Origin of the sequence: Paenibacillus oryzisoli (assembly GCF_050467285.1) — a bacterium.
Lineage (GTDB): Bacteria > Bacillota > Bacilli > Paenibacillales > NBRC-103111 > Paenibacillus_E > Paenibacillus_E oryzisoli_A.
This window is the reverse complement of the sequence record NZ_JBCMUN010000006.1, coordinates 235546-260847: the sequence shown is the minus strand read 5'-3', so window position 1 is coordinate 260847 and position 25302 is coordinate 235546. Positions and strand designations below refer to the sequence as shown.

21 protein-coding genes and 1 tRNA gene are annotated in these 25302 nt (G+C 52.8%); 6 read left to right on the top strand and 16 right to left on the bottom strand.

Annotated elements, in window-relative coordinates:
• Positions 1-56: 56 nt before the first annotated feature.
• Positions 57-1784, bottom strand: a complete 1728-nt coding sequence (gene lonB, locus ABE504_RS10070) for an ATP-dependent protease LonB (protein ID WP_430087746.1) — start codon at positions 1782-1784, stop codon at positions 57-59.
• A 168-nt stretch (positions 1785-1952) separates the two neighbouring features.
• Here lonB and ABE504_RS10065 point away from each other — a divergent pair, with 168 nt between their 5' ends.
• Positions 1953-2630 (top strand): N-acetylmuramoyl-L-alanine amidase family protein, encoded by a 678-nt coding sequence (locus tag ABE504_RS10065; protein WP_430087744.1) that lies wholly within the window; start codon positions 1953-1955, stop codon positions 2628-2630.
• Position 2631: 1 nt separating this feature from the next.
• Here ABE504_RS10065 and ABE504_RS10060 read toward each other — a convergent pair whose 3' ends face one another.
• From ABE504_RS10060 to ABE504_RS10035, 6 genes are all read right to left on the bottom strand, one after another.
• Entirely contained in the window at positions 2632-3453 is an 822-nt protein-coding gene (locus ABE504_RS10060) for a divergent polysaccharide deacetylase family protein (protein WP_430087742.1), read from the bottom strand.
• 146 nt (positions 3454-3599) lie between these two features.
• A complete protein-coding gene (ispG, locus tag ABE504_RS10055) occupies positions 3600-4697 on the bottom strand; it encodes a flavodoxin-dependent (E)-4-hydroxy-3-methylbut-2-enyl-diphosphate synthase (protein WP_430087741.1) in 1098 nt (365 codons plus the stop codon).
• Between the two features lie 99 nt (positions 4698-4796).
• Positions 4797-6065, bottom strand: a complete 1269-nt coding sequence (gene clpX / locus ABE504_RS10050; RefSeq protein ID WP_126142887.1) for an ATP-dependent protease ATP-binding subunit ClpX — start codon at positions 6063-6065, stop codon at positions 4797-4799.
• Positions 6066-6077: 12 nt separating this feature from the next.
• Entirely contained in the window at positions 6078-6668 is a 591-nt protein-coding gene (gene clpP, locus ABE504_RS10045; protein WP_126142886.1) for an ATP-dependent Clp endopeptidase proteolytic subunit ClpP, read from the bottom strand.
• 204 nt (positions 6669-6872) lie between these two features.
• Positions 6873-8174 carry a trigger factor gene (tig, locus tag ABE504_RS10040; protein ID WP_430087739.1) on the bottom strand — a complete coding sequence of 434 codons (1302 nt, stop codon included), beginning with the start codon at positions 8172-8174 and terminating at the stop codon, positions 6873-6875.
• Positions 8175-8297: 123 nt separating this feature from the next.
• The gene (locus tag ABE504_RS10035) at positions 8298-9221 is read right to left on the bottom strand and encodes a hypothetical protein (RefSeq protein ID WP_430087737.1); all 924 of its coding nucleotides are present in this window, start codon (positions 9219-9221) and stop codon (positions 8298-8300) included.
• A gap of 154 nt (positions 9222-9375) precedes the next feature.
• Between ABE504_RS10035 and ABE504_RS10030 the strand changes: the two genes are divergently transcribed.
• A tRNA-Arg gene (locus ABE504_RS10030) sits at positions 9376-9449 on the top strand.
• 39 nt (positions 9450-9488) lie between these two features.
• A complete protein-coding gene (locus ABE504_RS10025; protein WP_430087735.1) occupies positions 9489-9794 on the top strand; it encodes a hypothetical protein in 306 nt (101 codons plus the stop codon).
• A 200-nt stretch (positions 9795-9994) separates the two neighbouring features.
• Here ABE504_RS10025 and ABE504_RS10020 read toward each other — a convergent pair whose 3' ends face one another.
• The 4 genes from ABE504_RS10020 to ABE504_RS10005 all read right to left on the bottom strand — a co-directional run bounded on the left by ABE504_RS10020 (position 9995) and on the right by ABE504_RS10005 (position 17523).
• Entirely contained in the window at positions 9995-16381 is a 6387-nt protein-coding gene (locus tag ABE504_RS10020) for a chondroitinase-B domain-containing protein (protein ID WP_430087734.1), read from the bottom strand.
• A gap of 296 nt (positions 16382-16677) precedes the next feature.
• Positions 16678-16809, bottom strand: a complete 132-nt coding sequence (locus ABE504_RS10015) for a hypothetical protein (RefSeq protein ID WP_430087732.1) — start codon at positions 16807-16809, stop codon at positions 16678-16680.
• 197 nt (positions 16810-17006) lie between these two features.
• Entirely contained in the window at positions 17007-17120 is a 114-nt protein-coding gene (locus ABE504_RS10010) for a DUF4023 family protein (protein ID WP_126144549.1), read from the bottom strand.
• A gap of 46 nt (positions 17121-17166) precedes the next feature.
• On the bottom strand, positions 17167-17523 hold the full coding sequence (locus tag ABE504_RS10005) for a hypothetical protein (protein WP_430087730.1): 357 nt from the start codon (positions 17521-17523) through the stop codon (positions 17167-17169).
• A 170-nt stretch (positions 17524-17693) separates the two neighbouring features.
• Here ABE504_RS10005 and asnB point away from each other — a divergent pair, with 170 nt between their 5' ends.
• Positions 17694-19538, top strand: a complete 1845-nt coding sequence (gene asnB / locus ABE504_RS10000; RefSeq protein WP_430087728.1) for an asparagine synthase (glutamine-hydrolyzing) — start codon at positions 17694-17696, stop codon at positions 19536-19538.
• Between the two features lie 68 nt (positions 19539-19606).
• On the opposite strand, the gene ABE504_RS09995 is transcribed toward asnB, so the two are convergent.
• The 3 genes from ABE504_RS09995 to ABE504_RS09985 form a co-directional block, all read right to left on the bottom strand.
• Positions 19607-20266, bottom strand: coding sequence for a non-canonical purine NTP pyrophosphatase (locus ABE504_RS09995; RefSeq protein ID WP_430087726.1), 660 nt, complete (start codon positions 20264-20266; stop codon positions 19607-19609).
• Positions 20250-21008, bottom strand: a complete 759-nt coding sequence (gene rph, locus ABE504_RS09990) for a ribonuclease PH (protein ID WP_430087724.1) — start codon at positions 21006-21008, stop codon at positions 20250-20252. The genes ABE504_RS09995 and rph overlap by 17 nt, the downstream gene beginning before the upstream one ends.
• A gap of 195 nt (positions 21009-21203) precedes the next feature.
• Positions 21204-22253, bottom strand: coding sequence for a GerMN domain-containing protein (locus ABE504_RS09985; protein ID WP_430087722.1), 1050 nt, complete (start codon positions 22251-22253; stop codon positions 21204-21206).
• A gap of 213 nt (positions 22254-22466) precedes the next feature.
• On the opposite strand from ABE504_RS09985, the gene ABE504_RS09980 reads away from it, so the two are divergent.
• Together ABE504_RS09980 and ABE504_RS09975 are read left to right on the top strand one after the other, a co-directional pair.
• Positions 22467-23429 (top strand): phosphatidylglycerophosphatase A family protein, encoded by a 963-nt coding sequence (locus ABE504_RS09980; protein WP_430087720.1) that lies wholly within the window; start codon positions 22467-22469, stop codon positions 23427-23429.
• A gap of 141 nt (positions 23430-23570) precedes the next feature.
• Positions 23571-23795: a hypothetical protein gene (locus tag ABE504_RS09975; RefSeq protein ID WP_430087718.1), complete on the top strand. Its 225-nt coding sequence runs from the start codon at positions 23571-23573 to the stop codon at positions 23793-23795.
• Here the strand turns inward: ABE504_RS09975 and ABE504_RS09970 are convergent.
• The gene (locus ABE504_RS09970; RefSeq protein ID WP_430087716.1) at positions 23792-24346 is read right to left on the bottom strand and encodes a hypothetical protein; all 555 of its coding nucleotides are present in this window, start codon (positions 24344-24346) and stop codon (positions 23792-23794) included. The genes ABE504_RS09975 and ABE504_RS09970 overlap by 4 nt on opposite strands.
• Positions 24333-24824 (bottom strand): GNAT family N-acetyltransferase, encoded by a 492-nt coding sequence (locus tag ABE504_RS09965; RefSeq protein ID WP_430087715.1) that lies wholly within the window; start codon positions 24822-24824, stop codon positions 24333-24335. Before ABE504_RS09965 ends, ABE504_RS09970 begins: the two co-directional genes overlap by 14 nt.
• Positions 24825-25302: the final 478 nt, after the last annotated feature.

The window sequence follows — 25302 nt, the reverse complement described above, 5'->3', positions numbered from 1 at the left end:
TTTAACAAAACTAACCGCAAAACACCAATTTGCACCTTACATTAGGTGTTAACTTCTTACATCCCTTTATTGGCATCGATGCTTTGCGGGTTGGCATGCAAAATCGGCAGAGCAGATGAAGCCAGACCTCTCTCCGGCGCAAGCGGAATCGGAATCACGTTCTCTTGCAATTCAAGGCCCAGGGCTACACTTAACACTTCTTCAATTGTTTCGGCCGCGTACACTTGAACGCCAGGCAGATCTTCAAAAAGCGCCTGCCAGTTCTCCTTCGGAATAATGACGCGGGTTGCGCCGGCTTGGAAAGCCGCCTCCACTTTCGCCACAACGCCGCCAACTGGCTTCACTTTGCCGTGAATGCTCATTTCACCGGTCATCGCGAGCTTATTATCCACAGGGATACGTTGAATCGCCGAAGCGATTGCTGTCGCCATGGAAATACCCGCGGAAGGCCCGTCAATCGGCACGCCACCCGGGAAATTGATGTGGAGATCGTAGTCCGCTGTATGGAAGCCCAATTTGCGCAGCACGGTCAATACGTTTTCCACAGAGCCCCGCGCCATGCTTTTTCTGCGAATCGTGCGGGAGCCCCCGCCCATTTCTTCCTCATCCACAACGCCCGTGATGTTGAAAATGCCGGCACCCGGCACAGCAGCGGGAATCGCGCTGACTTCGATTTCGAGCAGCGTCCCGAGGTTAGGGCCGTACACGGCAAGACCATTGACGAAACCGATTTGCGGCTGTGCCGGCACTTTGCGGTCTGGGCGCGGCGGAATTTGCGACGAGTTAACAACCCATTCTACATCAGCTGCCGTAATTTCGTTGCGTTTATCCGTCAGCGCAAGGCCTGCTGCCAGTTGGATCACATTAACGGCTTCACGTCCGTTTGTCGCATATTTGGTGACCACCTGTACGGCGTCCTCACATTTTTTAAACCCGATCTTGTCGAGCGCCTTTCTTGCAATTTCGCCAACCTCGCCAGGCAGCAGCGGACGGAAAAAGATTTCCATGCACCGCGAGCGGATCGCAGGCGGAATTTCGCTCGGCGTGCGCGTCGTGGCGCCTACCAAACGGAAATCGGCCGGCAGGCCGTTTTGAAAAATATCATGAATATACCCCGGAATGTTGGCATCCTCCGAGCTGTAATAGGCGCTCTCCAGGAATACCTTGCGGTCTTCCAGCACCTTTAATAATTTGTTCATTTGCGTAGGGTGCAATTCACCGATTTCGTCGATAAACAGAATGCCCCCGTGCGCCTTCGTCACAGCGCCTGGTTTCGGCTGCGGAATGCCGGCAACGCCCATCGCACCGGCGCCTTGATAAATCGGATCGTGCACCGAACCGATCAGCGGATCGGCGATACCCCGCTCGTCAAATCGGGCGGTCGTCGCATCGATTTCTGTAAACTTGGAATCTGGACGAAACGGCGATTCGTCGTTCTTCTTTGCTTCTTCCAGCACAACCCGTGCCGCTGCCGTCTTACCGACGCCCGGAGGTCCATAAATAATGACGTGCTGGGGGTTCGGACCGCACAGCGCAGCTTTCAGGGCCTTCAATCCTTCCACTTGCCCTACAATATCTTGCATGGAGGAAGGTCTTGTTTTCTCCGACAGTGGCTTGGTGAGCGAAATGGAACGCAGCTTTCTCAGCTTCTCCAATTCTTTCCTGGATTCTCTATCGACAGCAGACCGATTGGATTGTTGATTGCGCAGCAAATTCCAGAAATACAACCCGATCACAACCGCGAAAAACACCTGAATAACCATCAATATAATACTCAAACTCATCGTGCTAACCTCCTTGAAACTTTCGTCGTCAGAAAAGCTTATAACTTCCAGTATTCCCGCGGAAATGCAGGTTAATCCAATACAAGCAAACTTTTGCCGGGCGTATGGAAGGCCCCGAATCGAAGAAGGATAAGAGTAGATTTTCATGCTAAAAGGATGTGGGCCGGCTTGAAACGATTTGCATTACTCGCGGTTCTTCTCACGATGATTGTCGGTGCTTCTACGTCGCAAGCGATGGCGAAATCAGATCATTTACTGCCGAGCGCCGACGTCCTGCTTGATGTGGGGCACGGAGGCATCGACAGCGGAACGATGTTCGGGAAATACGAAGAGAAAGCTATGAATCTAGCGATTGCCAAAAAAACATATAAAGCCCTTCGGAAAAGGGGCTTCCGTGTCATAATCAACCGTACCGAGGATTACGCCTTAAGCGACGATAATACGTGGTCTTACGGCGGTCGGCACCGCAAAGATCTCGCCCAGAGAGCGGGGCTCGCGAATACGCTGCAGCCCCGTATGATGCTCAGCCTGCACATCAACTGGTCCAGAAAACCTTACGTCCGCGGCCCGCTCGTGATTTATCAGAACCAGTCGGAAAGCATTTTGTTGGCGACGCTGCTGCAGGACGCGTTGAATAAGGTGTATGAAACGGAAGAGCTTCCTGTACTCGGCAAAAAATATTACGTGCTGCGGAATACGAAATGCCCTTCCGTTATCGTTGAACTCGGCTTTCTGTCCAATGGTAAAGATCGCAAGCTGTTAAACGATAGCCACTTTCAAACCAAGCTGGCCAAAGCGATTACCCATGCCGTGGAACAATACATGTCGATGACGCATCCGAAATAACCTATTTCACCATTTGAGAAATGGAAACAAACGTTGCTTCCTTTTGAATCGCAGGAATCGCTTCTTTAATGACCTGCGCGGTTTTCTTGCCCGGCGGGCCGACATGTCCGATTGCAATGACGCTGTCGTTATCGTGAACGAGCTTCTTGAGCTTCGTCATCTGCTTGCTGATGTGGCTGTACGTATAGAGGTCGTCGAAAAATAACTGATTCCCTGCGTGAGGAACACCTTTGGCTTCGGCCAGCTTGCCGATTACGCTTTTGGGTGTGGTTCGGCTGTCGAGCAAAAAAAGTCCGCGCTCCTTGCAAATGTCCACGAGAATGCGCATCACGCGTTCGTCTGCTGTCGCTTTGGAGCCCATATGATTGTTGATGCCGATGGCATACGGCACATCTTCAATGGCCGCGACGATCCGTTTATGAATTTCGGCGTCGGACAAATCCGTTGTGATGGCCCCGGGGCCCAGCCAACTCTTCTTCCCTCGCACCGGCTCCATCGGCAGGTGGAGAATCACGTCCAGCCCGCGGTCATGCGCCAGCTGGGCATCCTGCTTCGTCGATGGCAAGAACGGCATCACCGCTACGGTAAAAGGAATCGGCAGCTGCAGCATTTCGGCCGTGCCGTCCATGTTGTTGCCAAAGTCGTCGATGACGATGGCTATCTTTTTGCCCGCTGCGCCTTGCATGTCTGCGCCTGTTCCGCCCGGTGCAGGAAACTCCGGCCCCTTTGCCTTCATATTGATCGGCGTAGCCAGCAGCATAACGCCTGCAATTGCCGTAAAAGCCATCGTACGAACTAACGTGTTGATTCGTGTTGTCTTCATGTGAGACGCCTCCTGATCGCGTAAGAGCGCTGTGAAATGGCCGCTTGGCTTCCATTTTTTTCAGCTAGATTCATTATGCGTCGGATGCGCCTTAAATATGTAAAAAAACCGTTACCTCCCGGGATCCGGTGGTAACGGTTTTTAGTTTAATGTTTGCGGCCGGGAATGGCGCCCGTTTGCTCGTAAGCCGTGACGATGCTGTCGATTTCTTTTTTCAGCTCGCTCAGCAGTTCGGCTTCCGGCACTTTGCGGATCATTTCCCCGTAGCGGAAAAGCATGCCTTCGCCCCGGGCGCCAGCGATGCCGATGTCAGCCTCACGCGCCTCGCCAGGGCCGTTAACGGCACAGCCGAGGACGGAAACTTTGATTGGCACTTTGATTTTCGAGATATATTCCTCGACTTCATTTGCAATCGAGAACAAGTCGATGTCCAGACGACCGCAAGTTGGGCAGGAGACGAGTGTTGCCGCGTTCGTGATCAAGCCAAACGTTTTGAGCAGCTCTCTAGCGACTTTGATTTCCTCAACAGGATCCGCACTAAGGGAAATCCGAAGCGTGTTGCCGATGCCCATATTCAGCAGCGTACCGATGCCCGCCGCGCTTTTCACCGCACCGGTGAACAGCGTGCCTGCCTCGGTAATGCCCAAGTGTAACGGGTAATTGAACGCTTTGGCTGCTTGGGAGTAGGCCGCAATCGCCATCGGTACATCCGACGCTTTGAGCGAAACGATGATGTCGTGGAAATCCAGCTCTTCCAAAATGTTAATGTGGAACAGAGCGCTTTCCACCATCGCTTCAGCCGTCGGATAGCCGTATTTCTCCAGCAAATGATTTTCCAGCGAGCCTGCGTTGACGCCGATCCGAATCGGAATGCCGCGCTCTTTGCACGCCTTAACAACGGCCTCTACCTTATCGCGGCGGCCGATATTGCCCGGGTTGATCCGAACCTTATCAATGCCGTTCTCAATCGCGGCAAGTGCCAGTCGATAGTCGAAATGGATGTCCGAAACGAGCGGAATATGAATCTGCTTCTTGATTTCTTTGATCGCTTCGGCGGCTTCCTTATTGTTCACCGTGACGCGCACGATTTGGCAGCCCGCCTCCTCCAAGCGAAGGATTTCGGCAACTGTCGCTTTGACGTCCGCCGTCTTCGTCGTACACATGCTTTGCATGATGACTTCGTTGCTGCCGCCAATCGTCAGATCGCCGACACGGACGGGTCTTGTGTCTCTTCTATGGAACATTTTGGTTTCTCTCCCCATGACACCAAACATCCTCCGCTCCAGTTCCCTGTAGAAGAGAACCGGATTGGAGGCTGTATGATGGTTGATGAAATTGAAAGGTTACGCGCTTTCTTCCTTCTTCTTGGAGGAAGCCTGCGCACCGTCCTTGGCTGTCAAGACAGGTGAAATTTTGTTCTGAACGGTTTCCTTGGACACTACACACGTGGAAACGTCCGTTCTTGAAGGCACCTCGAACATCACATCCAGCATGATGCTTTCGATGATTGCACGCAGACCGCGGGCGCCGGTATTGCGTTTGATCGCTTCTTTGGCAATCGCGTCAAGCGCTTCCGGCTCGAACTGCAGCGTTACGTTATCCATTTCCAGCAGCTTCTGGTACTGTTTCACGAGCGCGTTCTTCGGCTCGGAAAGAATACGCACAAGCGCTGCTTCATCCAGCGGCTCGAGGGTGGAGATGACCGGCAAACGGCCGACGAATTCTGGAATCAAGCCGAATTTCAGGAGATCTTCCGGCAGAGACATAGACAGGTATTCGCCTGGTTTCAGATCCATTTTCGTGCCATCCGTAGAGAAGCCAATCACTTTTTTACCGATTCTACGCTTAATAATTTGCTCAAGGCCGTCAAAAGCACCGCCGCAAATAAACAAAATGTTCGTCGTATCGATTTGGATAAACTCCTGATGCGGGTGCTTGCGTCCGCCTTGCGGTGGAACGGAAGCGACCGTGCCTTCCAGGATTTTGAGCAATGCTTGCTGCACGCCTTCACCGGATACGTCGCGAGTAATCGACGGGTTCTCCGACTTGCGGGCTACCTTATCAATCTCGTCGATATAAATGATGCCGCGTTCCGCTTTTTCCACATCGTAATCAGCAGCCTGAATAAGCTTGAGCAAGATATTTTCCACGTCTTCCCCAACATAACCGGCTTCAGTTAGTGATGTAGCATCGGCAATCGCGAACGGTACATTCAAAATTTTGGCCAGCGTTTGCGCAAGGAGCGTTTTACCGCTGCCTGTTGGCCCTACGAGCACAATGTTACTCTTTTGCAATTCAACGTCTTCCAGTTTGTTCTGGGAGTTGATGCGTTTGTAGTGGTTGTATACCGCAACGGCAAGGGATTTCTTCGCTTGATCTTGACCAATGACGTATTGATCCAAAATGTTGCGAATCTCTTGCGGCTTCGGCACATCCTTCAGATCCAGCTCTTCTTCATGACCCAGTTCTTCTTCCACAATTTCTGTGCAAAGCTCTATACATTCATCACAAATGTAAACTCCCGGCCCGGCAACCAGCTTACGAACTTGGTCCTGGGATTTGCCGCAGAAGGAACATTTGAGTTGGCCTTTTTCATCGTTAAATTTAAACATGGGATCACTCCTTTATTTCAAGTCGTTTCGAGTGATAACCTCGTCGATTAACCCATATGCCTTCGCTTCTTCAGCGCTCATAAAGTTATCTCGGTCGGTGTCTCTTTCAATTTTGTCCAGCGGTTGGCCTGTGCGGTCCACATAGATCTGATTGAGCTTGTTCTTCGTCTTGATAATCCAATCCGCATGGATCTTAATGTCGGTCGCTTGACCTCTCACACCGCCGAGCGGTTGGTGAATCATCACTTCTGCATTCGGCAGCGCATAGCGCTTGCCTTTGGCCCCGGCTGTAAGCAGCAGAGAACCCATGCTTGCCGCCATGCCTACGCAGATCGTAGAAACATCCGGCTTAATAAACTGCATGGTATCGTAAATCCCCATACCTGCAGTAACCGACCCACCTGGTGAGTTAATGTATAGGTGAATGTCCTTTTCCGGGTCCTGGGCGGACAGAAATAGCAGCTGGGCAATGACCAAATTAGCCACATCGTCATCAATCGCCGTTCCGATGAAGATGATGCGGTCCTTTAGTAAACGCGAGTAAATGTCGTAAGAACGTTCCCCACGAGCCTCTTGTTCAACAACCATAGGAATAAGACTCATTGTACCAACTCCTTTTGCGGCAATAGCCAAGTTCTCTCATTTTATGAGATTTCTCATACAGTTTATCACGTTTGCGCGGCAAAGTCATTTTTTCGAAAATCAGCTATGTATGGCGGGTCTTGCTTATGTTTTGGAAGCGCTACGTTCGTAAATTAGGGTAAAAGAAAGGCACGTTGCTTACGTACGTGCCTTTACTTACCTTATTTACACAGCTGCGGAAACATGCTTGCTATTTTGAACCAGAAGGTCTACGGTTTTTCTGATCACAAGATCATTGCTCAGACCTTCCAGGCTTCCATTGGAAGCGAACAATTCGCGAAGCTCAGCTGTCGTTTTTTGATAGGATGGCGCATACTTCTCAAGTTCCGCATCAACTTCTTCGTCGGATACTGTGATGTTTTCTGCAGCCGCGATAGCTTCAAGAACAAGGTTGTTGCGAACACGCTTAGCCGCGTCTTCTCTCATTTGATCTTTCAGCACGCTTTCGTTTTGTCCGGAGAATTGGTAGTAGATCTCCAGCGTCATGCCTTGGGAGCGAAGACGTCTTTCGAACTCTTTCACCATGATGTCTAGCTCGGACTCAACCATAGCTTGAGGAATTTCTACATCCGCGTTAGCTGCCGCTTTTTCCACAACTGCCGCTTCCAGCGCCGCTTCAGCGTCTTGCTTCTTACGGTCGGCAAGGCGTGTTTTCAGTTCAGCTTTATACTCGTCCAGCGTGTCGAACTCGCTGACGTCTTTCGCGAACTCGTCGTCCAGTACAGGCAAGTTTTTGCGTTTGATGTCGTGAATTTTCACTTTAAACACAGCCGCTTTGCCTTTCAGATCGTCGGAGTGGTAGTTCTCAGGGAAAGTAACGTTAACGTCTTTCTCTTCGCCTTTGCCAAGACCTACGAGCTGCTCTTCGAAGCCAGGGATGAAGGAATTGGAACCGAGCTCAAGGGAGTACTTCTCCGCTTTGCCGCCTTCGAAAGGAACTTCATCAACGAAGCCTTCAAAGTCAAGGACAACAACGTCACCGTTCTCAGCTTGTCCTTCTTCCAGAACAACCAGTTCAGCATGGCGCTGTTGCAGACGCTCAAGCTCTTGGTTGACTTCTTCGTCTGTTACTTCTGCACTTTGCGCTTCAACTTCAACACCTTTGTAGTCGCCAAGCGTTACTTCCGGCTTCACAGTCACTTTCGCTTTGAACTTCAGGACTTGTCCTTTACCGAACTGCTCAACGTCAACCTCTGGGCGGTCAACCGGCTCAATCTTGGCGTCTTCCACCGCTTGTACATAAACTTCCGGCAAAATGATGTCCAGCGCATCTTGATACAAGCTTTCTACGCCGAATTTAGCTTCAAAGATGGAACGAGGCACTTTCCCTTTACGGAAACCTGGCACGTTTACACGCGCTACGATTTTCTTGAACGCTCTGTCGAGTGCATCTGCAACTCGCTCAGCGCCAACTTCCACTTCAAGAACGCCAACGTTCTTCTCTATTTTTTCCCAACTTGCTTTCATTTTATGCCTTCCCCTCCAAAAATGTACCATGACATATATTTTCACGTTATGCTCATTATAACCACTCTATTATAACATATAACTTTTTCATTTCAAGACAGTAGCCTGGCAGGATATTCTGGGTCATCCCGGGTCAGGGCTGAACTGCTTTACAAACGCTTGCAGCGTATTGTACGCCCGTTTCCAAGGCAAAGTCATCTCGTCCACGATCCCGTAATTGTCAAGGAGCTCCTCCCGTACCGCCATCCCGAAAAGCTTCTCCTGCAAAATAATATGAAGCGCCGACGCCCACACGTCCACCGCGCTCTCTTCGGCCTGCGCCAGTTCGGCATACAGCGGCGTGCCGTAGGCGTAAGCCAGAAACTCCTGCCACGTCTGGCTGGCAAAGTACACAAAATCAGGCTGGCTTATTTCACTAATGTCTCCGATCCTGCGAATCATATCACGAATCCGGGATGGAAAATCCTCCGGCGAAATCGGCGTATCCTCGATATCAAGCAGCACCTGCTGCCCGTTCTTCGGCAGTGCGATCGTCCCTTGCTCCCCGTTTCGCCGAAGCGTCTGCAGCGCTTTGAACTGAATATGCGGATGCCGCGGCCGTTCCGTCAGCCACTCCGTCACAAAAGGGCCAAGCTCGGGTTGATCGAGAAAAGCCATCTGCTCCAGCGCATTCACCTGCTGCTCGAGCGTTCCTTGCACCAGCATCTGCTGCAGCTTGGCAGTAAATTCGCTTTGGTCGACGGCCGATTTCTCGCGGATTGCCTGTCGGACGAAATCCGACTCGATTTCCCCAGCCTCTTCCTCCTGCGCCTCACTTAGCGGAAACGCCACTTCTGGAAACATGGTCAGAAGCCACTGCTGAAGCGCTCCCCACTGCTCTTGCTTCACGGGATCCACCCCCGGGAATTGCAGCAAGTAGGCGAGCAGCTGCATCGCGTCGCTGTATTGTTCGTGCCGCAGCAGCCTCGCAAGCTCTTCCTCGTAATACTGCGCAGTCTTTGGAAATAAAATCACGTTGTTTTTCGATGATTCCGTTATGCTCTTCACCTCGTTCCGTGAAACCTGCTCTTGTCAGTTTACTTGATCCCCTAAGTGATTGCAAAATTTTAAAAGAGGGAGTTGACTTCATTTTCCTCCTTGTGATATATTAACTCTTGCTTCGCCAAGCAGCCTCGGTGCTGGGAGGTAAGAAGTGATAGATGTCTCAGTAGCTCAGCTGGATAGAGCACACGCCTTCTAAGCGTGCGGTCGGGGGTTCGAATCCCTCCTGGGACGTAACGAAGTGCAAAAAAACCGCGCGGATGCGCGGTTTTTTTGTTGTTCATTTTTCGCAACATGTCGCTTGATAAAGGGCATTGCCTTTTTCACGCGGCTTTGGGAATAGAACGAGAGCGGCCGGTGACAATGCCTGCAAAAAGGCAGGAATTGTCCTTCTCCGCCTTGCGATTCGATGAAATGCCTGCGATTACGCAGGCATTTTGGGAGAAATCCCTCTTTTGGTGCAAATCCCGCCCAGAAAACTGCCCTTTCGCAGGTATTTTACTGTGCACGCCGTTTTTCCGGGAAATTCCTGCTAAATCGCAGGCATTGGCCAGTTTAGCGCGACAGACGCTTCTTTAAGAAAGCACGAGCTTAAACAAATACATCTGTATTAAGGCATGACTAAAGGGCACGAACCCGGTATAACACCGTGTTCACACCCTAAAGCCAAACTGAACTATATAGCACCTAAATTCCCGAGAGCTCTTCTCGTTTGTCGACTAAAGGTAACAATACATATGACCCATCAGTCGATCCGTAACCACCTATAAATGATGCAATTAACGCTGCAGAGCCCGCAGAACAATGGCGGCCGCCTCCGCGCGAGTCGTATTAACCTGCGGTTTGACTGTCCCGTCTTCATAGCCGCCGATCAAACCTGCGGCCACAGCCGTAGCCATTGCCGCACGCGCCCAATCGGATATAGCTCCGCTATCCGGGAAGCTGACGCTGCCGGAAACCGCCTGCAATTTGGCGGCACGAACCACGATGACCGCCATCTGCTCACGGGTTATTTTGGCGTCGGGCCCGAAAGTATCGTTGTCATAGCCTGTCACAACGCCAAGCGCTGCGGCTGTCGCAATCACCTCTTTCGCCCAATGGTCTTTCGTATCGGCGAAACTTGTGCCGGCTTTTGCCTCAAGATGAAAAGCTTTGACGATCACGGACACAAATTCAGCTCTCGTAATCGCGTTGTCCGGCTTAAACGTGTTGTCCGGGTAGCCGTTGATCGCGCCTCGTTTCACCAATTCCCGCACGCTGGCTTCAGCCCAGTGTCCTTTAAGGTCGGTCAAATCGGCCGCGCCCGGCTGCTCGCTTTTCACTTTGTCTGAAGCCAACACAGCGAATTTGCCAAAATGATTCAGTGCCCCGGAAACAGTCCCTTTCTCCGCATCCACTTTCACGTCGCTGAGCTGTACCCATTGCTTCGTTGATCCGTCCAGCCAGTAAAGACTGACCGTCGATTTCTCGAAGTTCACCTTAGACTTGTCAAAAGGCAATGTAATGACGGCAGGCTTGTTAAAATCCCCATCCTTGCTCTTCGTAATCTCGTAAACGTCGCTTGCCGGTTGCCGTGCATGGTCAGCAGGCAGGATCGAGGTGTCGCTCAGTTTGTTGACGGTTACCTGAATGATGCCATCCCCCGCTCCCGCAGGCAAATCAATTTTGACGCCGTTCAGGGTAATCGTTCCACCGCTAGCCGCCGAAATCGATCCCGAGTTAACCGGAGCGCTGCCACCGCCGCTGGAATCTTGCGCAGGCGCAACCGGCGTATAGCTGGCAAACAAGGTAAAATGTTTCGTCCAGATCACAAGATCTGCCCCGACCTTGATCGCAGCTTCTCCGTCAGCAGCAATCTCGCTGTCTGCCGCAGCTTGCGTATCCGCCGAGATCGTGCCAGTAATTGGGGTAAACACGCCATTTCGCACATATCCGGCCGATTTGCCCCCTTGATTCGGGATGAGCAAACGCACCGCTTTGTCAAAAGTTAATGTGACATCCGGCGAACCGACTTCAATCACCGCGCCCATAGTCGCATTGCTGATGGAGACGCTGCTATTGTTTCGTACTTCCGGCAACTTGATCGTCCCATCCCAAGTGGATGGAGCCGTAACTTTCGTTCCGCTAGGAATCGCCAAGCTCACATTGCCCAGGGCGGTCGCTGCCGCCACTTCGACCTGAGGCAGCGTTGCAACTAAATTCGAACCTTCCGATGCTGTAGCAACTTGCGCGCTGGCATTCGTTACTCCCAACGGTACCGTGATATGGACAGGCGCGTCTGTGATGCTGATTGGTTCACCGGAGACTGCTATCAGATCACTTGGCACCGGCGCCGATACGACCAACGTTCTCGCGTCCTGGAACAAGCCGTAGGTCGCCGTAATGACGGTCGAGCCGACGCCTGCCGCACGAATGATGCCTGAGCTGTCAACCGAAGCAACGCCCGGATTGCTGCTCGTAAAACCAACGCCCTGAGCCAGCGGTGCCTGCGATCCGTCGTCATAGACGGCGCTCAGCACGCTTGCGGCAGATTGCCCTACGCTCAGGTTATCCGGCACGTTCAGCTGCACCGAAGCGACTGGAGACTGTCCGGCAATTACAATTTCAACGATATTGTTCCAAGCATCCTTCGAGTTGCCATGCCCGTTGAACTTGATGTAGCGCGCCTCGGTCAGCGGGAGCTCGAACATTTCCAGATTCGACGTGGCGCGAGTGCTGTAACCCGAATAAACCGAGTTCCATACAGTGTTATCGACGGATGTTTCAAGATCGAACCGATATTGATCGAGGTCTCCATTATAAAAAGAAATGAGTACATACTTCACCGGCTTCGCCTGACCGAGGTCGAACGTCGCCCACTGCTCGCCATTGGCGGCAAAACGGGTCGACATATTGTTGTCGAAAGCGTTCGTGTGCGAATAAGGCGCTTTGAAATCGCTGGCCGCTGACCCGACAATCGGGTAAGGCAGCAGGCGTTCTGGAATCACGCCGTAGGTCGGCAGCCCCGCCAGCGTCACCGTGTAATCGGTGGCCTGGTAAGGATCGTACAGGTCAGTCACATGAACAACTGCTGTGCCGAACGGCGTCGGCGACTGCGTCACCACCACTGCACCCTCGCTCGTCGCCGTCACGATCGGCACGCGCTGCGTGCCTACAGGCAGCTGCACGGTATAGCTGTATTTGTCCGGAGCAAAATCAGGCAGCGCTATGCCGTTTACTTGAATACCCGATGCTTTCGGCAGCGACGCATCAATCGGCGGCTTGCTGCTCTTGGACAACGTCAGCTTATCAAGCTGAATGCCGCCCTGCTGCGGCTTCAATACCAGATCGTGCATCCCCGCGCTCAGGGCGAAGGAAGCGGACGTGGAGCCCCAACCCGCTATTCCGGCTGCCAGGCTCACTGCCATATCCGGGCCGCCGTCCACAGACACGAGCACCGTGGACGGACTGGCAGCGCCGCTGCCAAGCAAGTGAACGTAATAGCTGCCTTCGCCTGCTAAATCAAACCGATACATCAGGCTCGCAGACGTCGTCGCTGCCGAAGCGCCCGATTTCATGAGCCGCCCGCCGGAACAAGTCGAGCAAAAGTCCACAGCTAGGTCGCCTAGCAGGGATGAATAATTTTCCGCTTCCACCTGTAGGGTGATCGTGTTCGCATTCAGCCAGATCGGATAACCGACGTAAGCAGCCGGCTGTCTTGCTGCCGCCGCTGTCGAATACTCGTCGGCGCCTATATCCGCTGCTGTGCTGCGTGGCTGCCCGTCCATGTCATCTTGCACGTACGGATATGTGCGGATCGCCGCATCAATGGCCGCGCTGCCAGCCTGAAGCCGGTACAAACCGTCAGCTTGCAAAGCCAGTTTCGGATCGACATTCCGAACTTCCGTGATCGTCCGGGCCGGCGTGCTAGGCACCGTCGTGAATCCGATGTTATCCTGGTACACCGTATTGCTGTCTACCGTCTCGAGATAAGCCTCGTTGGTCGTATTTTGCACCAGATTGTTGGCAATGATCGTGTCAATCGGTTTATAGAAATATTTCGTATTGGTCGTGTACGGCGGATGTCCGACGATAATGCCGTAGGCGCTGTTCACAATCGTGTTATTCACGACTTGCGTCCGGTACACCGGCCAGTGCTGGTTGAAATCGCTGGCGTAATTTTTGTAATTCACAATCGCCGGACCGTGGTCAACATCGCCGCTGTCAACCAGGATCGCTTCCGTCGTTAATCCCGCAAAGTAATTGTTATAAATCTTATGATCGACGCCATACACACGGATGCCGCCAACCCCTTCTTTCACGCCATCACCGATAAAATAATTCCCATACACGTCCGACCCGTTGCCATGACGCAACGTCAGCTGCGATTGGGAGTTACGGAATGTATTGTAGCGAATTGTATTGTCGCTGCTCTTGACCGAGATGCTCTCGGGATCGCCGTCCGTATTATCGAATTCGTTGTATTGCACGACCGCATATCCGCTCAGCATGGACACACCGGACAGACCGAGCCGGATCGCCTCCATACCGTTCGCGATGCGCGGGCCGAAGTTGCGGAACAAATTGTATTCGATCGTAAGATACTGGGACATCGCCGAACCGCCGTTGCCGTCAACACTCATGCCTTGACCCATCTGCGTCTTGTTCGCGAATACGTTGTGATCGACTTGAATATAATCGCTGTTCGCACCGCGAATCTGTAGATACGCAATGTTGGTGGTAGCGCTGTTCGGATTCTCGATTTGTTCGAAGGAACACTCCGTTACGCGGATGCTGTTCGAGCTATCTAGGAGCAAGGAAGCGTTATCCGTATTGGTAAAACGCAGCCCCTGCACGTTGACATAGGCAGACGCAGTCGACACCTTCAAATAGGCGGCGCCGGTAATGATCGCGCGGCCGGTATGCGCCGCCTTGATCGTAATCGGCGACGTCAAAGTGCCGACCTTGCCTTTCAATTCGAACGGACCGTTCTTCGTATAGCTTCCGTCCGCTAGCACAATCGTCGTCCCTGCCTGAGCGCTTGCCAGCGCGGCATCCAGCTGCTCCGCCGTCGAAACATTCACGGTCGTGCCACTGCTGATCGTGTATACCGGCGCTGCGCTCGCCTGCTGCGAGTTCGCGCTGGAGCCGCCATTATTCGTCGCTTGGACGACGTAATAATAGGTCGTGCCGCTCGCGATGTGCTTATCCGCAAAGCTCGTTGCACCGCCGCCGGTCGTCGTGCCGACCGTCGTGTATTCGCTACCGTCCTTCGTGCTGCGCAGTACCTTGTAGCCCGTTGCGCCGCTCACGGCGTTCCATTGCAGCGCCACTTGCGTGCCGGCGCTGGCATTCGCCGTAAAACCGGTCGGTGCGTCCGGCGCCGTCAGCGTCGCGCTTACTTCCGCAGAGCTAGTGCCCGTTCCTGCCGGATTCAAAGCTTGCACCGTGTAATACCAGGTGCCATTCTCCACGCCATTGTCCGTATAACCCGTCGCGCCGCCATCCGCAACCGTGCCGATTGGCATATGGCCGCTGCCGCTCCGCATGCTGCGTGAGACCACGTAGCCGGTCGCGCCGCTTACAGGCTGCCAGGACAACGCAATCGTCGCGTCGCCCGCTGCGGTCGCCGTCACGCCGGTCGGCGCGCCAAGCGTTGCCGCGTTCAGCGTCGCGCTCGCTTCCGCAGAGTTGACGCTGGAGCCGCCCGTGTTCACCGCCTGCACCACGTAGTAGTACGTGCCGTTGGCGATGCCAATGTCCGAATAGCTCGTCGTTACGCCATCTGCCGTCGTGCCGATCTGTGTGTAGCCGCTGCCGCTTGTCGCGCTGCGCCAAATGCTGTAGTTGTTCACACCGCTGACCGGAGACCAGTTAAGGATAATCCCTGTGCCGTCCGCAGCTGCGGTCAGTCCGGTCGGAGGGTTCGGCGCCGCCACACCGGCCGTCGTCGTCAAAGGCGCGGCATTGCCAACCGTCAGGCTCGGCGTTTTGCTAGCGCTTGCGGTTATGGCCTGCACCCTATAATAGTAGGTTGTGCCGTTCACAGCCGACGTATCGCTGTAGGTCGTCGTCCCGCTGTCGACCGTGCCGATCTGTGTGTAGCCGCTGTCGCTTGTCGTACTGCGCCAGATCGTGAAGCTCGCCGCCGATGCGAAGGCGCTCCAGCTCAGATCGATCTTGTTGTTGCCGGATGCCCCTGTCAAGGTCATCTCACCGATGGAGACCAAGGATGGAACCCCTTCCACCGACGAGCCTTCCGGCGTCGCCATAGACGGGCTCACCATATAATAGGATGTCAGCGGAGCCGCAACCCCGGTGTCCGTAAAAGCCGGGGTATTGGATGTACCGGCAAACAGATAAGGACCGGCAACGTCTGTCGCGCGCCGAATGACGTAACTGTCAGCGCCGGCAACAGCCGACCAGGTAAGATTGATTGTCGTGCCGGAGTAAGTGCCGATCAGATCGCTTGGCTCGCCAAGTGGCGTATCGGTGGCGAAGGGGTTGTCGAAGCTGGCAGCGCCTTTCTGCGTCACGAACCCAACGTAAGGAACAGATGACATCGCCAAGCTGTCGTTGACCTTGGCGACAAGCGCCGGTCCGTTCTTGACTGAGCCGTACATCGCGCCTCCGCGCACTACAAGGCTCAACGTGCAATAGGTTGCCGAGGCGCCGTTCTCACAAGCGTTCCCTACCGAGACGGCAGCCGGAAACGTTGAGCCGCTCAATGTTGTATTGTTCGCTTTGCCACGCCATTCCAGACTACCTCCGCTCAAGCCAAGCGCATAAAAGTTTTTGCTATCCGTGTATCGAAGCAGTCCGGGATGCTCGCCGGCCCCCGTCGCAGCGCTGTCCTTTATTTGCCCGGAGAATGCACTGTCAGCCGGAAAAGACTTCGTTGCATTGGAAAGATAGAGACTGCTTGTCGTATTGCTCTGAATGACATTCCCGTTGTCTCCGTCTTGAAGGATTGTCCATTCATTCCCCGTCCCCGACGCATTGCCCTTCCAGCCTCCTATTGCGTTGGTGCTCGTAATCTGATCGCCGACTGAAAAATCGGGTGACTCGAACCCCGTCGACAGCGTCACAGGCGGATTGGAAGCGGATACAATTTGTGGAAAGGAACAGGCCGTCAGAGCTGCGGCAAGCAGCATACTGACATAAGATTTTGGCCGTTTACTACGCATAAAATCACCTCGGTATCATTAGAGTAAACTTCGTTCTATCGAAGTTTTCGAAGAGTCTCGCTTACGGATATGGCGTGCTGACCGCGCTTGTCCCACCGATCTGAAAGTCTGGCTCTATTACATAGCCTATAGCTGATACGGGTTACATGAACATCAGCAAAAACGCAAATGCATCATTAAAATTGCAAATAGCCCCCTCCATTTTCCGCAAAACGCCCGCAAAAATGCAAAAACAGCCGACTCTGCGGCTGTTCGCGACTAGCTCATCTCGTTAATTTGTCTGGCTCTCTTGTCGCCTAAACCGAAGGACGATTCGGCTGATGGTGCCCAGGCTCCGTAGAATCCAGATTCGACTGCACTCTGGAGGATTGCTTCGAATGGTCGACTGTGCTTTGATTTTGTTGACCCATACTTTTCTTTTTACCCATCGTGACAGCACTCCTTCTATAATATAGCGTTGAACTGCCTGATTAGTATGGAAGGTTGAGCGTCCGAATATGCTGGATATCGTTTCCGGCCCTATGCAAAAAGCCTGCAAAGAGCATTATGCTCCCTGCAGACTTTTGTCGTGCCACGAAGAACAATAGGCGACTTTCCAAAATAAAGTAAATTTCGGAAAGCGCCATTAGTGCATCTTGTGAGGCAAGTTTTTGCCTGTCTGACCGTCACCTTGTGTCCTGCGATTCTTCTCGGCTTTCCTCTGCTTGTCGTGCAGCTTGCTAATGAAATGACTATCCATGAGCATTCGCCTCCTGAAGAAAGAATGGCACTACCCTTTTAGAATGTCACGCAAGCTCCAAATTTAAACGCATCGCCAAATTAAGGATAGCGCCGCGGGCTTCGACATCGGTTTTGACTCTTTCATATAACGCTTCGAATGTGGAACGATTTTGAATAAATTCCGGTTCGGATTTGATGGCGGTTTGCGTCCAGTTAATCAGCACGTTCTCCGCATGCGTCAACTCGTTGAACGCACGATGAAGCCCTACGCGCTCAATGATCTCCTCCATCTCCGCTTGTCCGACTTCTTTGCCTTCTTCACGGAGCGCATTCACGCGCTTATCCGCTTGCGCGCTAATTTGCAAAAAGTGTTCTTTGGCCGCCAAATAGTCGATCTGTGCTTTCGAGTGCTTCTTTTTCATCCTTCATCACCTTCGTCAATAGAATTGCCGTAATAGATTGATTGTAACAGCCCTAGGGCCAAAACACAAAAATGTCCCGCCCGCCTGACATGACAAGGACAGACATTATCCGCGCAGCGCACGCATACCCTTTATTATTATGCTCTTCGAGAAGAAAGGAAGGAACGTCTATGTGCGGAATAACGGGTTGGATCGATTGGCGGAAAGACTTGACCGGGTACCCGTCGATTCTAGAAAATATGACGGAAACGCTCCACCTGCGCGGACCGGATGCCTCCGGCACTTGGATCTCGCAGCATTGTGCCCTTGGACATCGGCGCCTCAGCGTCATGGACCCTGAGAACGGCGCTCAGCCCATGATTCGCAAACAAGGCGACTATACGTATACCATTGTCTATAACGGCGAGCTCTATAACGCCCCTGAGCTGAAAAGAGAGCTGGAACAGCGCGGACATCACTTCCGCACGACGTGCGATACCGAGGTGCTGCTTGTTGCTTTTATCGAATGGGGAAAAGCTTGTATTGACCGATTGAACGGCATTTTTGCCTTCGCGGCCTGGAATGATCAGGAGCAGTCCCTTCTATTAGTAAGAGACCGACTCGGCGTAAAGCCGCTTTTTTATTCTCATCAGGAAAGCGTCCTTCTATTCGGCTCCGAGCCGAAAGCGATTCTCGCCCATCCCGATTTCAAAGCGGAAGTCGGCGCAGAAGGCTTTGCCGAAATCTTTGCGGTAGGACCGGCCCGGACGCCGGGGCACGGCATTTACCGGAACATGGCCGAGCTGAAGCCGGGGCAGTATGCGATTTTCGACCGCAACGGCCTCTCCGTCCGTACGTACTGGAAGCTGGAGAGCAAGCCGCATGCGGACGATGTTGACGCAACCGCTAAGCAGATCCAGCACCTGCTGAACGACACCGCGCAGCGTCAACTCGTATCCGACGTGCCGATCTGTACGCTGCTGTCCGGCGGACTCGATTCCAGCGCGCTGACGGCGCTCGCCGCCGACCATTATAAAACGAGTGGCAAGGGCGCGCTGCACACGTTCTCCGTCGATTACAAAGACAACGACAAGCATTTTAAAGCGAATCTGTTCCAGCCGAACGCCGATGCGCCGTGGATTAAGCGAATGACGGAGCACCTGGGAACGGAGCATCATTATATCGAATTCGATACGCCCGAGCTGGTTGAATCGCTGAAAGCGGGCGTGCTTGCCCGCGATACGCCGGGGATGGCCGATGTCGACGGTTCGTTGTATCTGTTCTGCCGCGAAATCAAAAAGGAAGCGACCGTCGCGATCTCCGGCGAAGCGGCCGATGAAATTTTCGGCGGATATCCCTGGTTTCATAATGCGGAGGCGCTTGAAGCCAATACGTTCCCTTGGTCGCTCAAGCTGGCGAACCGGGTCGATCTGCTGGCTTCCGACTTCGTCGATTGGATTAAGCCCGTCGAGTATGTCGCGAACCGCTATCAGCAGGCGCTCAGCGAAGTGCCGCGGCTGGCCGGCGAGACGACGCAGCAGAACCGGATGAGAGAAATGTCTTATCTCAACATTACCCGCTTCATGCCGACGCTGCTGGACCGCAAGGACCGGATGAGCATGGGAGTCGGGCTTGAGGTCCGCGTACCTTTCTGCGATCACAGGCTTGTCGAATATGTGTGGAACATTCCTTGGGAAATTAAGACGTCGGGCGACCGGGAAAAAGGCATCTTGCGCAAAGCGCTCAAAGGCGTGCTGCCGGACGACGTGCTGACACGGAAAAAAAGCCCGTATCCGAAAACGCACAACCCGAATTATTTGGCCGCCGTACGCAAATGGGTGCTGGAGATTCTCGACGACTCCTCGTCTCCCCTGCTGCCGTTCATCGACGTGAACAAAATTCGCGCGCTCGCCAGCTCGGATTCGAACGACTTCAACCTCCCGTGGTTCGGACAATTGATGACGGGACCGCAGATGTTTGCCTATTTGGCCCAAGTGGACTATTGGCTCAGAACGTATAAAATTTCAATTCGATAAATGGTAAAAAGCCCTCCGCCGGATCTGACTCCGGTTGCGGGCTTTTCGCATGCTGCGTTGTGCAGCGCTTATATCGGCTTTCTCATATCCGGGAGCTGATTCAGGAACGAGCGCAGCGCTTTGGCGCGGTGGCTGAGCTCATTTTTTTCCTCAATCGAGAGCTCCGCCATCGTACGTCCCAATTCTGGGATGTAAAAGATCGGGTCGTAGCCAAAACCGCTCTCGCCGCGGTGCTCGCCAATGATATAGCCTTGGAACTCGTCCTCGGTTTCGATCACTTCGTTCGCAACCGGATCGACCAGCGACAAGGCGCAGACGAAAGCAGCAGGACTCAGCAGCTCGGGATGCTCCCCTTCCGCCGGCACAAGATGCAGCTCGCGGTTCGCCAATTCCTTCAGCGCCCGGAGCAGTTGCTCATTATTCTGGGCATCTGTCGCCTGATCTCCAGCGAAACGCGCGGAATACACGCCAGGTTTGCCGTCCAGCGCTCTGACGCACAGCCCCGAATCGTCGGCCAGCACCGGCACATGGAGATGGGCCGAAATCGTCTGCGCCTTAATCCGCGCGTTCTCTGCAAACGTCGCGCCGCTCTCGACGATCTCCGGCAGATCTGTGTAATCGGCCAAGCTGCGGACCTTATACCCTTTATCCCCAAAAAGCTTGGCAAATTCCTTCACTTTTCCCTCATTACGCGTGGCGATGACCACAATGTTACTTTGCAGCTGCATGCTGAGCACCTCTTATACGTTCTGCGATAGGACCTAACGCTTCCGTCTGGACGGCGATCATCTCCGTAATACCGGACTCCGCCAAGGCGAGCAGATCATCCAACTCCTTGCGCGAGAACGGCGCATCCTCGCCCGTCCCTTGAATTTCAACAAACTGGCCTTGACCGGTCATGACCACGTTCATATCGACCTTCGCCTGCGAATCTTCTTCGTAGTTCAAATCGAGCCGCGGCGCGTCCCCAATCACGCCGACACTGACCGCCGCCAGAAAATCCGTAATTGGAAATTTCGCCAAATGTTTGTCCGTCGCTACTTTCTGAATCGCATAGGCCATCGCCACAAACGCGCCGGTAATCGAAGCCGTTCGAGTGCCGCCATCCGCTTGAATCACATCGCAATCCAGCGTGATGGAGCGCTCGCCAAGCGCCTCCAGATTGACCACAGCACGCAGCGCTCGTCCGATCAAACGCTGAATCTCCATCGTCCGCCCGCCCAGCTTGCCTTTCGCCGCTTCCCGCTGGTTGCGCACTTGCGTCGCTCTAGGCAGCATCGAGTATTCAGCTGTCACCCAGCCTTTTCCCTGGCCTTTCAAAAAGGGGGGAACCCGCTCCTCGATCGTTGCCGTACAAATCACCTTCGTATCGCCGACTTCGATGAGCACGGAGCCTTCCGCATGCTTTATATAATTAGGCGTAATGCGCATAGGTCTTAGCTGCTGATCCGTTCTTCCGCCGATTCTCATGTCTTGCCATCTCCTCCTGTTGCTTCCTGCCGAAGCAGACGCTATGCCCCCATTGTAGCAAACTAGAAAAAGAAAAGCATCCCGGCAGCCAGAAACTCCTCAATTCAGAATTGGCTGAAAACAACAAACCGCCAGCCGCTCGCCCGTCGTTGGACGGATGTGCAGTTGGCGGTCGGTTGCGGTACCCTGACGGGTTTAGAGCTTGGATGGGTTAATATGAGCAGGTCTTAGAACCGGCTTATTATAGTTCTGACCGTCGGAGGACGTGATTTTGAGTGCGCCGTCGACTTTGATCTGCACTTGCTTGTAGCCTGTGTTCTCAGTCAGGGATAAGATCACGGATTGCAGCGCGTCGGCGGAAGCCTTCTGGTCGGAGCCGAGCAGCTTATTCGAGAAATCAACAGTGACCAGGCCGTCAGCCGCCGGTTTCACGCTTTTAACTTCTGTCGCCCCATTCAAAACGGCGGCCAGCCCTTTCTTCGCATCCGGCCCTTTGATCAATTGATCGACGACCGCCTGCGCGACGTTGTCCGTCCGTTTCACAAGCCGGGTGACCGGCACGTAATATTTATAGTCTTGATCGTTTTGATTCAGGAAGTAGAGCGTAACCGGTGTCGATTGGCCGAACTCCGCATCCTCCGCCTTTTCCAGGTTGATGCCCATCGTGCGGGCCAGCGGGGTGTCGAGCGGCGTATGGTTTTTCGGCATTTCGGTCAGATCCTTCCCGTTCACGCGCAGTTGGACTTTGTCGACGGTCGGGAAGTTCGTCAAGTTCCAGGTGATGGCTTCGAGGAGCTTGCGCTCGTTCTTCTCATCGTAGTTCAGAAACTCTTTGGAAAAGTCGACGACGGCGGTTTTATCCGCTTTGACGTTCAAAGAGATGACTTTCGTGCCCTCCGGCAGCAGTGCTTGGAAGCCGTTTGGCAGCAAGCTTTGCACCGGACCGCCGGCGATCATGTATTCCAACGTCGTTTTGGCGACAGACACGGTTTTCGGCAAGCCGAGACTTAATGGTGTCACGAAGCCTTTGGCATCCTGAACATACACCGTCATTTGTGACGTATTTTCGTCTGCCATATCAATTGTTACGGCAGCGGACGTCGTTTTGACGTCTGCCTCTGTGCCGGTTTTCGGCGGCGCGTCGATATCGCTTTTTTTACCCGTCCCGAGAACCGAACATCCCGTGGTCAGCAGGACAATCACCCCCGCTATTGCGGCTGAACGAATCCAATGTTGATGTTTCATTCCTTATTCCTCCCTCGCATTTGGCTGGCATCACGGCCTGTACGATGCTCTTCGTACTACTATGTATATAGGGCTTTGTCCGTTTTAGACCGGCTTTGTCCGACTTTTTCATAAAAATGGGACATTCTTCATCAAGGCCTGGTTTTTCAACAATCCGCCTTCATATGCTATACTGAAGATCATTGCTATCAACACAACCGGGAGGCGCCTGCAATGCGAACATTCCTGAAGGATAAAACAATCATTTTCAATGAATTCCGCGAAGAAGTTTTCAGCCATTATCCGCAAACTGTTATTGAAGAAGCCGTCGCCAGACTGCTTGTTGAAATAAAAGGGATTCGCAAGATTCCGTCGGAGCTGATTACGACCACCCTACTGGGGGTTCTGAGCAAAACCGAAACCTACAACGTCATGTCCACCCTCATGGAGCTGCAAAAGAAAGTCAAGCACGATCCCGAGCTGCTCGCCTCCATGAAGGATCCGGCCTACAACGTGCATCGGACGATCGCGATGTCCATTTGCGGGCTGTACGGCAGCGGTGCGATTTCGCTGTTCGGCTTTATGGACTGCAAGTTCCGCTTCTTTTTCCCGACAAAAAGGCCAAAATCGTTCATCTCCAAAGGAATCTGTGCCATTGTCGCTTCGACCGCATCCGTCATTATTTCGGACAACGTCAAGGTCGACTATACGCAGAAAAATTTGGAGCTGCTCGAAGCGCGCGGCGTCAAGCTGGACGACATGGTCGACATTCTCGACCAGCTGCAGCGGCCGTATAACCCGGATATGGAGCGCAGTTTGTGCGAGCGCCATATTCTCGCGGTGCTGCGCAAGCAGCAGACGTACCACGCTCTGCAGCTCGCGATCAAGATCGACACCGCCGTCGAGGTCGGTGAGTTTAATCCGCAGTACAATCACATTGTGGGACAGGATGAGGGGCTTTTCGGCGTAGACGAGAGCATCGCCACCGCTGTGCCGCTCATGTACGGCACCATCGCGCTGACGAATTTCGGCTACCTCGACAAGGAGAAAATCGGCATCATCCGCGAGCTCGACAGCGACCACGACGGCGGCAAGTGCAACACCTTTATCGACGATATGGTGTGCGGCATCGTGGCGGCGGCGTGCGGCCGCCTGGCGCATAACAACTTACCGACGTATAGTAAGCCGGTGAAGTGAGGCGGGTTAGCGGCGGGGCGGGCTTGCTGTGAGCCTCCGGCGGCTAGGGGGCGTGCAAGCTTGCTGCGCTACGCTAAGCAACGAAATTCCTGCAAATCTGCAGGAATTTTTTTCATTTTCGGCCGAAATTGAGCAATACCTGTGATAAGGCAGTTTTTTCGCCGCGATTTCCTGAAAACAGCCCATTTCAGGAAAAATGCCTGCGCTTTTGCAGGCATTCTCGAAATCGCCCAATTTGAAGTAAAAAGCCTGCTTTGGCGCAGGCTTTTTATTTCAGTTGCTCGATCCGGCGGTGCTGTCGATAGAAATGCTGTTATAGTCGATGTGGCGGTGGTTGCAAATCATGCTTTGGGCAAACGTTGCTAACGGAACAATTGGATCTGCGCCACGACCTCATTCACAATATCCTGGACAGGCAAGCAGCCATCAATAATGAAATCCGAACTGGGCTTAACGGTTACTAGCATCTCCTCATACGCTCGCCTGCCGCGAGTAAGATAATGGCTGGCATCAGTTATTGCACGGTCGATTGAGCTATTTTTATACTCTCTCAGAATTCGCCGCGCCATCGCAACATCCAAGGGCGTATCGATAAAAACAGCCAAATCAATACAACCGCTCATGTCATCGTGCAAATAAGCAAAAGGGTAATCAAGAAACACATAGTCAACCGCTCGCCCCTTCCCGGATAATACATTTTGAAGGTCTTCCACCAGCGGCGTAAGTCCCCATTCCTTCATATTCGCCCCTCGCTCCACCCATGCGCAGATATCCTCAGGGCTATCAAACTCATAATTATCAAAATACAGCGCTTGTGAACAAGCTAATTTCTTCTGTAATGCCCTTACAACCGTTGTTTTGCCACCACCCGATACGGCCGCTACCGCTGCAACAAATGGTTTGCTAGGATTGCGCATCCGCTTCTCCCTCGGAACTTTTCCACTGCTGTAACGGCAGCATATACACTTCCTTCTGTGAAATCCATTCAAATCCCATGTCGGCATACAGTGTACGAGCTGAAAGGTTAGCTGTATCCGTTTCTAATTGCAAGCGATGAGCACCGGATTTGACAGCGATTTGAATGGTGTAGCTTAAAAGCGTTCTAGCAACGCCATGATTGCGGTACTCGGGAAGCGTAAACACATCTTGGATCCTGAGTATCGGCAGCCCCTTCGTTGTTGAGAAGCCCCAATGATACGTGACAAAACCCAAGTACCTATCTTCATGCTGCGCAAGTAAAAAGATAACATGTCCGAACGCCAATAAATTGAACAATGCTGCAGCGCATTCTTCCCGTTGCCGCCCGTCCCATCCACCTTCACATCTGTAAGCAGCTACCAATTCGCTCGCTTCTTGCACTAAGCCATCGTTCAATTCAACAACTTCAATATCCATAACCTCACCCTCTCGTCTAGGATACCGAAATTTTCACACATTTTCCAGAAAAAGTATAGACTTATCCTTTACAGTCCATTATGATGTTGAATTAGGTTTGGGTAAAAATTCGGACCTATTTGTCTAATTCAATGAAAGCAAGCAAAACACTACTGGAATAATTCCCTTGACATTGGAAAATATAATTTCGATGAAAGGGGGGGCATTCATGGTTGAGTACACTAACATTCAAGACAATTCCGAAGAAATAACGAAGTGCATAGTTAACTGCGACACTGAGAAAGATCATAAAAGAAATGATGAAAACCTTTTGAACAGCATTCCGAACGAAGAAGAATATATTGATGAACCGTAATTCACTATCGTTCGAAAATTGTGTCGAAAGACAACAATACCCATATAGACTCAATAATCAAGCAAAATGTTTCCTCAATATAACTATGCTGCCCGATGCCAACGTTGTTGTTTACAGCAAAAA